Source organism: Tumebacillus permanentifrigoris, from assembly GCF_003148565.1.
GTDB lineage: Bacteria > Bacillota > Bacilli > Tumebacillales > Tumebacillaceae > Tumebacillus > Tumebacillus permanentifrigoris.
This window is the reverse complement of the sequence record NZ_QGGL01000014.1, coordinates 21,830-34,254: the sequence shown is the minus strand read 5'-3', so window position 1 is coordinate 34,254 and position 12,425 is coordinate 21,830. Positions and strand designations below refer to the sequence as shown.

Annotated in this window: 10 protein-coding genes; 1 reads left to right on the top strand and 9 read right to left on the bottom strand. The window is 55.8% G+C overall.

Features of this window, described 5'->3' with window-relative positions:
• Positions 1-12: 12 nt before the first annotated feature.
• From yajC to C7459_RS15625, 4 genes are read right to left on the bottom strand one after another with little or no spacing between them, the layout of a single operon-like run.
• Positions 13-273 carry a preprotein translocase subunit YajC gene (gene yajC, locus C7459_RS15640; protein ID WP_109690232.1) on the bottom strand — a complete coding sequence of 87 codons (261 nt, stop codon included), beginning with the start codon at positions 271-273 and terminating at the stop codon, positions 13-15.
• A 34-nt stretch (positions 274-307) separates the two neighbouring features.
• The gene (gene tgt, locus C7459_RS15635; protein WP_109690231.1) at positions 308-1,426 is read right to left on the bottom strand and encodes a tRNA guanosine(34) transglycosylase Tgt; all 1,119 of its coding nucleotides are present in this window, start codon (positions 1,424-1,426) and stop codon (positions 308-310) included.
• A 19-nt stretch (positions 1,427-1,445) separates the two neighbouring features.
• Positions 1,446-2,468, bottom strand: coding sequence for a tRNA preQ1(34) S-adenosylmethionine ribosyltransferase-isomerase QueA (gene queA, locus C7459_RS15630; protein WP_109690230.1), 1,023 nt, complete (start codon positions 2,466-2,468; stop codon positions 1,446-1,448).
• Positions 2,469-2,496: 28 nt separating this feature from the next.
• Positions 2,497-4,602, bottom strand: coding sequence for a SpoIID/LytB domain-containing protein (locus tag C7459_RS15625; protein WP_109690229.1), 2,106 nt, complete (start codon positions 4,600-4,602; stop codon positions 2,497-2,499).
• A 220-nt stretch (positions 4,603-4,822) separates the two neighbouring features.
• Here C7459_RS15625 and C7459_RS15620 point away from each other — a divergent pair, with 220 nt between their 5' ends.
• Positions 4,823-5,908 carry an HD-GYP domain-containing protein gene (locus C7459_RS15620; RefSeq protein WP_109690228.1) on the top strand — a complete coding sequence of 362 codons (1,086 nt, stop codon included), beginning with the start codon at positions 4,823-4,825 and terminating at the stop codon, positions 5,906-5,908.
• A gap of 55 nt (positions 5,909-5,963) precedes the next feature.
• Here C7459_RS15620 and pyrH read toward each other — a convergent pair whose 3' ends face one another.
• The 5 genes from pyrH to ruvB form a co-directional block, all read right to left on the bottom strand.
• Positions 5,964-6,713, bottom strand: a complete 750-nt coding sequence (gene pyrH / locus C7459_RS15615) for a UMP kinase (RefSeq protein WP_109690227.1) — start codon at positions 6,711-6,713, stop codon at positions 5,964-5,966.
• A gap of 179 nt (positions 6,714-6,892) precedes the next feature.
• Complete coding sequence (locus C7459_RS15610) at positions 6,893-9,196, bottom strand: extracellular catalytic domain type 1 short-chain-length polyhydroxyalkanoate depolymerase (protein ID WP_211320407.1); 2,304 nt, start codon at positions 9,194-9,196, stop codon at positions 6,893-6,895.
• 124 nt (positions 9,197-9,320) lie between these two features.
• On the bottom strand, positions 9,321-10,550 hold the full coding sequence (locus tag C7459_RS15605) for an anti-sigma factor domain-containing protein (protein WP_109690226.1): 1,230 nt from the start codon (positions 10,548-10,550) through the stop codon (positions 9,321-9,323).
• Between the two features lie 29 nt (positions 10,551-10,579).
• Positions 10,580-11,323, bottom strand: a complete 744-nt coding sequence (gene sigI / locus C7459_RS15600; protein WP_109690225.1) for an RNA polymerase sigma factor SigI — start codon at positions 11,321-11,323, stop codon at positions 10,580-10,582.
• A 96-nt stretch (positions 11,324-11,419) separates the two neighbouring features.
• Positions 11,420-12,421 carry a Holliday junction branch migration DNA helicase RuvB gene (ruvB, locus tag C7459_RS15595; RefSeq protein WP_109690224.1) on the bottom strand — a complete coding sequence of 334 codons (1,002 nt, stop codon included), beginning with the start codon at positions 12,419-12,421 and terminating at the stop codon, positions 11,420-11,422.
• Positions 12,422-12,425: the final 4 nt, after the last annotated feature.

Sequence of the window (12,425 nt, the reverse complement as noted above, 5' to 3'; positions counted from 1 at the left end):
TTTTTTATGTACCTAGTCTTTCTTGATCGTGGAGATCGCCGAACGTTCGAAGGTGAGCTTCGTGGTTTCGGAGACTTTCAGTACGCAAGTCTTGTCATCGATGCTGTCGATCGTACCATGCAGTCCACCAACGGTGACCACTTGCTCGCCTTTTTTCAGTTGGTTGAGCATGTTCACGCGTTCCTTCTGGCGCTTCTGTTGCGGGCGGATCAGCAGGAAGTAGAACACGACAAACACGAGGAGAAACGGGCCGAGTTGATAAATCATATCCATAGTCTAGTATCCCTCTCTTTCCTTACCTAGTCTATTATAGCGTATACCCATATGATTCATAAAATGATTTTTTTAGCTCCAAGAGGCGATCTTCTTCAATTGCTTCCCTAATATCACCCATCATTTTGATCAAAAAATGAACATTGTGGATCGAGGTCAAGCGAATCCCGAACGTTTCGTCACATTTGATGAGATGACGGATGTAGGCGCGGCTGTAGTTTTTGCAGGTGTAGCAGTCGCAATTCGGATCGAGTGGGCCGAAGTCACGCGCATACGTGGCGTTGCGCACGACGACTTTGCCAACTGAGGTCATGCAGGTCCCGTTGCGTGCGATGCGGGTCGGCAACACGCAGTCGAACATGTCGATCCCGCGGATCACGCCTTCGAACAAATCGTCGGGGCTGCCGACACCCATCAGATAGCGCGGTTTGTTGGTGGGCATCAAAGGTACGGTGAAATCCAGCACCTCGTTCATGATGTCCTTCGGCTCGCCGACGGAGAGACCGCCAACTGCGTAGCCTGGGAAGTCGAGTTCCAACAATTCTTCCGCGCTTTGTCGGCGCAGTTCCTTGTCCATGCCGCCTTGGATGATTCCGAACAACGCTTGGTCGTGCTCGCGGGCATGTGCTGCCTTGCAACGTTTCGCCCAACGAGTGGTGCGCTCCAGCGATTCCTTGAGGTACTGACGGTCGGCTGGGAACGGCGGGCATTCGTCGAACGCCATGATGATGTCAGCACCCAGTGCGTTTTCGATCTCAATCGCCTTCTCCGGGGAGAGGAACAGTTTCTCACCGCTCAAGTGGTTGCGGAACGTCACTCCCTCTTCGGTGATCTTGCGCAGATCGGAGAGCGAGAACACTTGGAACCCGCCAGAGTCGGTCAGGATCGGGCGATCCCAGTTCATGAACTTGTGCAGCCCGCCCGCTTCCTGCACGATGTCGTGGCCCGGACGTAGCCAGAGATGGTAGGTGTTCGAGAGGATGATCTGTGCCCCGGTGTCCTTGAGTTCCTCTGGGCTCATCGTCTTGACGGTCGCAAGCGTCCCGACCGGCATGAAGACCGGTGTCTCGATCGTGCCGTGCGGCGTGTGCAGGCGACCTCGGCGGGCGCCTGTGTGTTTGTCAGTCTTGATCAGTTCATAACGTACAGCCATGCTGGATGTAGCCTCCTCGCTAATAAATAAACATCGCGTCGCCAAACGAGAAGAACCGGTAGCGCTCGCGCACCGCTTCTTCGTAGGCACGCATGACGTTTTCGTGCCCAGCCAGCGCAGAGATCAACATCATCAGCGATGATTTCGGCAAGTGGAAGTTCGTCAACAGCGCGTCGACGAGTTTGAATTCATAGCCTGGGTGGATGAAGATGTCGGTCCAACCAGACGACGCGGTCACTTCGCCCTTCATGCCCACCGATTCGACGGTGCGGCAGGCGGTGGTGCCGACACAGATCACGCGACCACCTGCTGCTTTGGTCGCGGAGATCAGGTCGGCCGTCTCCGCCGGCATGTCGTAGTACTCCGCGTGCATCTTGTGGTCGAGGATGTCCTCCGCCGCCACAGGACGGAACGTGCCGAGCCCGACATGCAGCGTGACGAAACCGATGCGGATGCCCTTGAACGCCAAGCGATCCAAGAATTCGGTCGTGAAGTGCAAGCCGGCCGTCGGGGCTGCAACAGAGCCACGGTGCTTGTTGAACACCGTCTGGTAGCGCTCGTTGTCGTCCAATTGTGCTGTTATGTAGGGGGGAAGCGGCATCTCGCCGAGGCGATCCAGCACCTCGTAGAAGATCCCGTCATAGGAAAAGCGGACGATCCGTCCGCCCTCCTCCGTCGAATCGAGTACTTCTGCGGTCAGCAAACCGTCGCCAAATGACACGGTGGTGCCGGGGCGGACTTTTTTGCCCGGTCGTACCAGCACTTCCCACGTGTCGATGCCCGTTTCCTTCAACAGCAGAAACTCTACCTTCGCCCCCGTATCCGGCTTCACACCGTAGAGGCGGGCCGGGATGACGCGCGTATCGTTCAAGATCAGGGTATCCCCCGCTTGCAAATACTCGATCAGGTCTGCAAACTTATGATTTCCGGTCTCGCCCGTCCGCTTGTTCAGCGTCATCAGCCGCGATGCTGTGCGCTCGGCAAGCGGATGTTGGGCGATCAGTTCCTCAGGTAATTCAAAATCGAATTGATCCAAACGCATGATGTCAGTCCTTCTTCCCTGATAACCTCTACTGCTTCGGAGTCAATACGACCCCTGTGTAGTAGTGTGCCAGAATCTGGTCATAGGTATACCCCTTCTCCGCCATGCCGCGCGCGCCCCACTGTGACATCCCGAGGCCATGGCCGTAGCCATACCCGTGGAAGATGTAGGACTGGTCTTTTTTCACGACGCGGCTCTGGCCGGATGCGTTGACGACAACGAACGACGAGTTGGTGCCGTTGACTGCCGATGCGACCGTGCCACTTCCGGAGATGACGCTGAGCGTCTGGCCTTGCAACTTGGCGCTCGGGTACTCCGACTTCACGCCGTTGGCACCGAGCACCGTGTAGGTGCCTTGCTGTTCGACCGTCACGCGGGTCGACCACATGTCATTGAAGATCGCCCGGTAGTAGTCGGGATTTTTGACGGTGATCGGCTTGCCGTCTGCAGTAATTTCGCCCATGCGCTCGCCTTGGACAACCTTGGAGACGCGCAAGTCATAGACCGGGCCGCTAACCGTCGGGTACCCATTGATCTGGTTTTCGTTGATCATGCTGGCGATTTCCTGCGGGCTGTACGGGCCGCGCTGCCAGTTGTACGGGTTGTATTCCTTCTCCTCATCGAGGATCACGACCCGCGTACCGCTGGTGGAATTGACGAGTACATCCGCATAGGCGTCTGGAATGGTGCGGATCGGTTGCCCAGAAGCGGAGATCGTGCCCGTTGCCAGACCGGCGGCGTTTTTCCCACTAGGTGTGACATAGGCTGCCTTCATCCAGCCAATCATGCCATTGGGCAGTTGCACGCGATCATACAGCGGCTCGCGTTCCGCCGCCGCTCGGTCAAACTCACCGTCGACAGCGGTGAGATAGGGGTAGCCGCTGCTGCCCCAAATCTCCTTCACATCGCCGTTGTGTCCGCCATTGTTGGAGGAAAACAACGCCTCGATCAGAGAACCGTTGTAGGTGAGCACTTGGCCTTGGGTGCCATCGACCGCGGCGTTGGTGTCGCTGGCCTCACGAGAAAAGCCTCGATAGGCTTGGTCCCAGACATCGTCCGACAGATCGGCAGTGCCCCACTTGTTGCCGCCAATCCGGCGCGCCGCGTAGGTGCGGGCGGCTACCGCTTGTGCCTTGAGCGCTTCCAACGGCCAACCGGTCGACATCTCCTGAGGCAGTACGCCATATAGATAATCGTCGAGCGATACATAATTGATCACGTTCGGCTTTTTGTTGTAGCCTTGCACGAGGATGGCACCCCGGTACTCGCGATTGCTTTTTTCAAATACCTTCGTCACGGCAGGCGAGCCGCTGGGCACAAACCCAGCCTCCTCGACGCTGGAGTTGAGAATCACGTGCGGGATGCTGCCGCCTCCAAATGCGCTGGTCTTGAAAATCAAGTAATCTGCCGTGGAAAAGTCCGCCTTGGCAAGCGGGCTTCCCCACTTCGCAGAGATCTTCGCATTTAAGGCTTCGAGCTCTGCAGGTGTCCCTTCGTTGCCGACCCAGACTTCCCACGTGCCGGTCTTGCGCACGACCGCATAGGCGTCAAAACCAAGGCTCCGGTAGCCGTCAACCTTCTGCTCGGCTGCTGCTTGGGAAGCCAGCGGCCCGGTGGTGAGACGGTTGTAGCCGCGCACAGTGCCTGTACCAAGCGTTGCCTTCAATCGCGACAGTGCTGCATCGGCTTCGGTGCGAAACTCGTAGTAGCCGGAGATCACTTGGTACTTCGGCTTGCCACTTCTCGATTCCACGTAGATATCGTACGACAGACCGAGTTGGTCGATCCGATCGGCCATCGCTTGCGCTTGATCCAACACATCATACTCACCGACCGTTACAAAATAGTTGTCAAGCGAGGACTTGACGGCGGTCGTGGAGTTGCTTAGTGTCTTGAACACGCCCTTGTCGTAAAACCCGATGCCAAGTCCACCGCGTCCTTGCAACGTGACCGTGTCGGTCGCCGTCTGAATGGAATTGGAATTGAGCATGAGGCCGATGCGAACCGGGGTGGCCCCGCTCACCGTTACCGCCAGGGCGTCTGTTGTGTACGCAGCCGGCACCAACCCGGCGAGCAACGAAAAAGCCAGGCAACGGACGGACAACGTCCGCCAACGCAGTCTAGAGTTGCGCATGGGAGTCTCCTTCAAAATGTAGTTTCGTTTCAGTTCCTACCCTTTCGACAAATGTCTTTGTAATCCTTCCAAAAGCAATATCGAACTACTTTCAAGTGACCTATAAAACAACTGATTAGGCTTATTACATTCGTTTTTTACATGATGGACACTTGCCCTTATATAGGTCTATAATAATAGGAAGATATACCTTATATGAAATCTGTGGGAGCGGTACGACATGAGATTAGTCCCTGTAACACTTAGTCTAGTTGATGCTGTATTGGCGCGACCCGTTCTCGATGAAAAAGGCATGGTACTCGTTGGGTCCGGCGTCAAACTGTCAGAACGCATGGTGACACGCTTGAAGCAGCTCGGTGTCTCCAGTCTCTATATTGAAGATAAACGAACCGAAGACATCGTGATCGTCGACGCGATCTCAGATGAGACACGCCGCTCGGCGGTGAATACCGTGTACAACTCGATGTTGTCGATGATCGAGACGGAGCGCGGTTCACGCCGTGCGTCCCGTCCGCAGATTGGACGAGACCTGTCCCGTGCTTTCCAAGACATCCTCGCCGATCTCAAAGGGAACAAAAGCGGTCTGATCTCGCTGGCAAGCATCTTCACCGTAGATGGCTATCTCTACCACCATTCCGTCAACGTCGCCATCCTCGCAACTGCGTTGGGTCTGGCGAAGGGCTATGGGCAGAAGGAGATCACCGAACTGGGCATTGGAGCTCTGTTGCACGACATCGGATGCACGAGAATTCCACCTGAGATTATGAACAAGCCCGGCGTTTATAGCGATCTGGAATTTGAGATCGTGCAAAAGCATTGTGAGCACGGGTATGACATCCTGCGCACGCAGGACGGTATTTCTCTACATTCTGCACATATCGCCTTGCAACACCATGAGCGCATGAACGGAACTGGCTACCCGCGCAAGCTCAAAGGGTTGGAAATTTCCGAGTATGCGCGGATTGTGGCGATCTGCGACGTTTATGAAGCCCTCACTTCGAAGCGTCTGCATCGCGATGCGCACCTGCCGCATGAAGCGTTGGAATTTATCATGGGCGGTGGGACGACGATGTTCGACCTGAACTTGGTGCGCCTGTTTGCCAAGAACGTGGCGATCTACCCGGTCGGCATGACCGTGCGTCTGAACACCAATGAGACGGCAGTTGTCGTCTCGCTGAACCCAGAATACGCGCAACGCCCGATCATCCGCCTGCTCACCGACGAGCGCGGCAACCGCCTTGACATGCCCTACGACATCGATTTGACCAAGGAACTCACGATGATGATCGTCAGTTACAGCGAATAAAAAAGACCCGGTGCGCTCCATCGCACCGGGTCTTTTTTGATTCGAACGTGTCGTCTTAGTACGCTAATTCGCGAGCGGTTGTCGGAGAGATGTATGTCCCGACATTGTCGTCCCCGAGACAGATGCGCTTCATCTCTCCGGTGTTGTCGAAGTTGAAGACATGAATCGGCAATCCATAGTCGCGGGCGAGCAACATCGCGGATTGGTCCATGACTTTCAGGTCTTCGCGCACGACATCGCCGTAGCCGATCGTCTTGAAGCGTTTCGCATTCGGGTCGAGCTTCGGATCGGCGGTGTACACGCCATCCACGCCGTGTTTCGCGACCATGATCGCATCGCAACGCAGTTCCAGCGCACGCTGTACGGCCGGGTAATCGGTCGTCACATACGGTTGGCCTGTCCCACCTGCGAGGATCACGATATATCCTTTTTCCATGTGATGGACTGCACGAAGTCGGATGTACGGTTCTGCGATGGCATTCATGGGGATGGAGGTCATTACGCGGACTTCCTTGCTGGTCTTCGCTGTCAGTGCTCCGCGCAACATCAGAGAGTTGATCACCGTGCCCATGACGCCGATGTTGTCAGCCTCAGCCCGCTCAATTCCCCAGCGTTCCGATACATTGCCGCGGAAGATGTTGCCACCTCCGATGACGATGCAAACTTGTACGCCGAGCTGGCAGACGGCTTGAACTTCGCTCACGATGTGTTCAATGGCAGCCGGATCAAACCCGAAATCACCATCGCCAGCCAATGCACCGCCGCTCAGTTTGATGAGAACCCTTTCGTATCGTGTCCGTTCCATGGTTCGTATGTACCTCCTACATGTATGTGTCGAAGTCTCTAACGCATAATCTGCTCTATTATACTTGATCCCATGTTTGAGTGCAATTTTGCCGAACCTTCCGACAGCTCATCAAAAAAACCACGAGTCCCCTGCTCACGGCAGGGAATTCGTGGTTTTTGGCTTACTGACGAACTGACTTACTGGTACTGAATCGTGAGCGTCGGTGCATAGGTCGTGCTGCCGTTGGTGCTGAAGAAGCGCAGGACGTCGATCATGTACGCATTGTTGGTCGGTTTCTGGAAGTGCAAGCGGAATTGCGTCTTGCCACCTCGGTTGAGGTACGAAAGCGCTGCGGTCGAGATCGAGTCGGAGATCGCTTGGTACTGCGCCGTCGGGAGCGCATCGAAATTGCCGATGTTCGATACCGCTGCGATGGCACCGTAGTCTGCGCTCTCCAGCGCGTAGTTGTTGTTGAACCCGGTCGTTGGCGCGATGTCTGCCGTCAGCGGCCCAAGGTCGTAGTTGAACAGCGTGTTGTCATAGCGGTACATCGTCAGCGTCGCGCTGACGATCGTGGCACCCGCCGGAATCGTAGAGGTGTTGAACGATACGATGCCCGCCTCACCATGATTCAAACTGGTCGAACCGACTTCTACATAAGGATTGGTCGAGTTCGGCACACCGTCTGTCGTGAACTGATAGGTGTAGCCGTCCTCTGCCGCAATCGAAGGCAATGTCAACGTCTGCACAGGCGGCGGTGTGGTGATCGTGTAGACTTGCGATTGGACGGCGCTTTTGTTGCTGGCCAAGTCGACGCCGATGTACTTCACGGTCTGCGAAGTCGTGACCGACAACGGGCCGTTGTACAGCGCCGATGCGGTGGTCGGGGTCGTGCCATCTGTGGTGTAGTAGATCGCGCCCGGCATGTTCGACGCGAGGGAGACGCTTTGCGCCCCAGCATAGGTGCCGCCCGCCGGGGTCGCCGACAGTTGGAACGCGGTGATCGTGTAGGCTTGGGTCTGGACTTGGCTGGAGTACCCGGCTGTGTTTTTGCCGAAGTACTTGAGCGTGGTCGATGCGCTGAACGTCAGCGGTGCCGTGTATTTTGCCGAAGCGGTCGTCGGAGTGGTGCCATCTGTCGTGTAGTAGATGGAAGCTGTGGCATCATTTGAGGTCAGCGATACCGTCACCGGCCCGCCGAATGTGTTGCCCACCAGAGATGGCGTGATCAGCGGTGCTGGGGTGTTGACGGTGTAGACTTGCGTTTGCACGGCGCTTTTCTTGCCACCGCTGTCGACGGCGAAGTACTTCACCGACGCAGACTGGCTCAGCGTAAAGGGTGCGGTGTATTTCGTAGAAGTGGTCGTCGGGGTTGTCCCGTCTGTCGTGTAGTAGATCGACGCATTCGCCGGGGTGGCGCTCAGCGTGATCTGCACGGAGTTGTTGTACGTCCCACCTGCCGGGCTGGCGCTGACGCTCGGACCTTGCGGATGGTTCATGAAGAACGTATACATCGCTTGGGAAGCACTTGGGCCGTTGGGATCGGTGTAGGAACCGGCGGTGCTGCCGCCTGACCACGCGTGGCCCATGCTGGTGATCTTCCAGTATTCTTCGACCACGTTGCCGTTGTTGTCGTTCCATTGGTAGGTGGTGTATGCCTTGCCACTGGTGCCGGCCACTTGCCCGGTCGTCGTCTTGGAAGGCGAGTTGAAGCTGGCGTTGTACGCGGAATTCGAAGCCAATTTATCCGTTTGCATGTACTGCTGAATCACTTGATCGCCATTGACCGGATAGACGGTGTAGTCCCCGGTGCCTTGGAAGACGATCGTCGGCATGACGCGCGCGTAGGCACCCATCGCGTTGTACGCCGCCTGTCCTTGCGTCGTCGGGTTCGGACCGCCCTGACGCATCGCCGTCAACGCATCCGTTTGGGTGGTTGCCGACTTGTATTCGAGACCCGAGTGTACACCGATTGCTGCGTACAGATCCGGGTAGGTCGCCCCCATGATCGCAGACATCGCCGCCCCTGCCGAAAGTCCGGTGACATAGACGCGCGAGGAGTCGACGCTCCACTTCGAGGTGTTGTTCATCACCGATTTGGTGATTTCAGCGATGATCGCCGGTTCGCCGCTGCCCCGAGACATATGGGCCGTATCGAACCAGTTCCAGCATTGGTTTTGGTTGTACGTGCTGGTCTGCTGCGGATAGACCACGATAAATTGATTGGTGTCCGCCAGCGCGTTCATCTGCGTGCCTGCCGAGAAGTCAGCAGGTGTTTGGGTACAGCCATGCAACATCACCACGAGCGGTACGGGTGTGCCTGGCGTGTAATTCGCCGGGGTGTACACGAAGTACGGCCGTGCCCCCGGAGTTCCGCTGTAATTGAATTGCTCCCACGTTCCGGCCGCCGCTGCTGCCGACTGTGTGAGCAGGCTTGGCGCGACCAAGGCGAGGAGCAGCATCCAAACAACAGTTCCGAGCAACCACTTGCGCATTTTCATGTTGGAACCTCCCTTTTTTGTTTAGAATTTTCTTACACCTTACAATTCAATCCTACCGAAAGCGGTTACAGAGGAGTAACACAAAAAAACACCCGATCCGCACGGAGGCGGAATCGAGTGTTTTTTAATGCTGGCCAGGTAGGTTGACGTGGATGTCGTAGTGGCCTTTTTTGTCGTCGTTCTTGTCTTCGTTCTTGTTGTTTTTCGTGTTGTTTTTGTCGTCGTTCCGGTTTTGGTTCTTGCTCTTATTGTCCGTCTGGCTCTTCGCATGATCGTCGTCCGATTTTTGTGTGGAGCCTTTGTTGCCGTTGTTCGACTTGGTCTCCGGGGTCGAATTTTGCTTGGAGATTTCGCCTTTTTTGTCGTCCTGCTTGTCTTCGTCCTTTTTCGCTTGGCCCGGCGGGACTTTTTTGCCATCGTCGGATTGCTTGCTGTCGGTGCTTGGGCTGGTGCTCGGCAGAATTCCTTTGTTTTTGTTGTTGGAATTCAGCAGCGAGTTCTTGCCCTCTTCCTTCAACGTCTTCAACAGCGCGTCGAGTTTGTCCCCGCCTTGCAGTTCATGCACGACCGTTGCCATCTGCGGCTGTTGGTCGACTACTTGGTGGATCGAGTTGGCTTTGAGGTCGTCGAGCTCCACTTCGATGCCGTTCGAGGTTGCGTTCAAGTACAGCGCGTACTTGCCTGGCGAAACGCCCGCTTGCTTGGCTGCCTCACGCACTTCCTTGGATACGGTCACCCCTTCGACTTCCACGCTTGGGTGCTGTTGCACCGCCACCGTCTTCAATTTGGAGACGAGGTCGCCTTCTAACTTGACGAGGTCAACGTTCTCATTTTTCAACAGCTCGGCGTCAACCGCAGCCGATGTCGAGATGATCACTTCGGTCGTGTCTTGGAAAAAGCCCTTCGTCTGCGCAGCTTGAGCCAGCGCCTCGACCGCTTCGTTGATCGGCATGCCTTTGAGCTTGAGCTCTTGGAGCACGATCTCTGCTTCGTCGTTCAGCGCAGTGGCCAGCAGCACATGTTGGTTCTTGCCGATCGACAATTCCACGCTTGGGTTGATGTCAACTGTGACATACGCATACGCCGGTGTCTCCCCGAGGAAAGACTGACCTCCCCACAGGCCGACGGCGAGTAGCACCGAAGCGGCGACCAGACCTGTCTTGCGCCACGGTTTTGCGTACCACGCTTGCTTGCTGTTGTTCGAAGGCATGGCCAGTAAGACATCCGCGGGAAACTCAACTTCCTGACCGATGGTCATCCCTTCGAGGAGTGGTATTTTACGAAATTGACAGTCTTGTGTCATTACAACCGCTTGATGATTGGCGATTTGCATGACGATCCCTTTGTTTTGCATCGACGACCCCCCTCTCCTCTCGTGACTTTCTACGTGATGTAATCTTGCAGCATGTCAAAGTCTCCAATCAGAATCAACGAGACGGCGATGATATACTTGCGTTGCCGCTCGATGGTTTTCCGACTGACCGCAACATGATTCATCAATGCTTTTAGGGGCAATGACTTTTTCGTCAGCAGATAGTCGCGCAACTCCGGTTGGCTCACCAACGCTTTTGCCACTTCCATCGCATTCTCTCGAGCGTCTTGGTGCTTCGGGGAGATGTCGACCAATTCTTCCATCGAAATCTCGAAATCCATCAACATCGCAGTGAAGCGCAGGATCTCATCCCGCCTGGAGTCAGTCTCCAGTTGCTTCTGATGCTGTTCGACAGACTTCTGCACTTCGACGTAGTTGATGATGTTGGATTCCTCATCCTCGACTTCAAAGTCGGAGAACGGCAGGTCGCGCTGGTTCGCCTGTTTCGAGCGGAAATAGTCGATCAGGCGGCGCTTGATCACCGTGTCGGCAAACGCCAAGAAACTCGTGCCACGATCCAGATCATAACGTTCAATCGCTTCGTTAAAGGCGGTCAGTGCAACGCTAAACTCGTCGTCTTGGCCCCTGCGAATATACCGTCCCGTAGCTTGGGAGGCGCTTTTCGCCACGAACGGAATGTAGTCTCGTAGGATCTTGTTGCGCGCTTCTTCATCTCCGCAACGCGAGCGGGTCAGCAACTGATGGAGATCAGTCGTTTCGTCCGCTTTTTTGCGTCGGAACGGTAAGATTCCCACCCATTCCACCTCGCTTGCTATAGGATTTCGCATACGGTTGAACCTTTGTGGGGCAAATAGCGGGTTCTCCAAAAATTTCTTGTCGATTCCCGACTCCTAGCGCTCTGGAGGAGTCAATCCGAAGTGTCGATATCCATGTATCGTCACGATGCGACCGCGTGGGGTTCGCTGCAAAAATCCAATCTGCAAAAGATACGGTTCATAGACATCCTCAATCGTGTCGGGTTCTTCGCCGATCGTCGCTGCGATCGTATCGAGGCCGACCGGACCACCGGAGAACTTTTCCATGATGGTCAGCAGCAGTTTGTGGTCGACCGCGTCGAGACCGATCGGGTCGACTTGGATCAACTTCAAGGCGTAATCGGCTAACTCTTGGGTGATCACACCATCGCCCTGTACCATCGCGAAATCACGCACGCGCTTTAGCAGGCGGATCGCAATCCGCGGCGTGCCTCGTGAACGCTTCGCCATCTCCAGCGCTCCGTCCGGCAAGATCGGCACTTGAAAAATCTCAGCCGTCCGCACGATGATTTTTTGCAAATCGGGTATCTCGTAATACTCCAGATGGCTGACCACGCCAAACCGGTCGCGCAAAGGCAGTGAGAGCATGCCCGCGCGGGTCGTGGCACCGATCAACGTAAACGGCGGCAGGTCGAGCCTGACCGAGCGTGCGCCCGGTCCCTTGCCGATGATGATATCCAAGGCATAGTCTTCCATCGCCGGGTAGAGCACTTCTTCAACACTTCGGTTTATCCGGTGAATTTCGTCAATAAAAAGCACATCGCCCTCTTGCAGGTTCGTCAGCAGGGCGGCCAAATCGCCAGGTCGTTCGATCGCCGGCCCCGAGGTGGTGCGTATGCTGACACCCATCTCATTGGCGATCACGTTCGACAGCGTCGTCTTGCCGAGGCCCGGCGGGCCGTAGAACAAGACATGGTCGAGCGCTTCCTTGCGCATCTTGGCAGCTTCGATATAGACGCGCAGGTTGTCGCGCACATGGCGCTGCCCGATCATCTCGTGCAGGTAGCGTGGGCGCAACGTCTCTTGCTCTGAATCCTCGTGCAGATAATCGGACGATAGAATACGCTCTTCCTCCAAGGCT